Origin of the sequence: Mesorhizobium sp. M7A.F.Ca.US.011.01.1.1, assembly GCF_003998295.1 — a bacterium.
Lineage (GTDB): Bacteria > Pseudomonadota > Alphaproteobacteria > Rhizobiales > Rhizobiaceae > Mesorhizobium.
This window is the reverse complement of the sequence record NZ_RZRT01000280.1, coordinates 1-404: the sequence shown is the minus strand read 5'-3', so window position 1 is coordinate 404 and position 404 is coordinate 1. Positions and strand designations below refer to the sequence as shown.

Below are 404 nucleotides of genomic sequence, written 5' to 3'. Positions count from 1 at the left end.
GCGTATCTGGTTGGCCTGGCTCAGGCGGTGACGGCCCGTGGCGGACGGATTTTCGAAAACAGCCGCGCGATCTCGATTGGCGAGGCAAGCCGCCGGCGCGTCGTCACCGACGGCGGCACCGTTCACGCCGAATATGTGGTCGTCGCCACCAACATGACAGTGCAGAGCCCCATCGGCATGGCGAACCGGACCCAGCCGCGCTGCCACACTGCCATGGCGTTTCGGGTCGATGACCCTCTTGCTGTCGACGGCATGTTCATCGGCATCGACGATCCGACGCACTCCATCCGCACGGGCCGCGATGCCGAAGGCCCGCTGCTGGTCACGCTCGGGCCCAAGTTCGATACAGGCCAGGACGGCGACGGGGCGAAACGGTTTGTCGAGCGGGAGCAATGGGCAAGAAT

At 65.6% G+C, this 404-nt stretch carries 1 protein-coding gene; it reads left to right on the top strand.

From position 1 onward, the window contains the following. The coding region (locus EOA13_RS37730) for an FAD-dependent oxidoreductase (RefSeq protein ID WP_164780709.1) at nt 1–404 on the top strand (404 nt) is incomplete at both ends.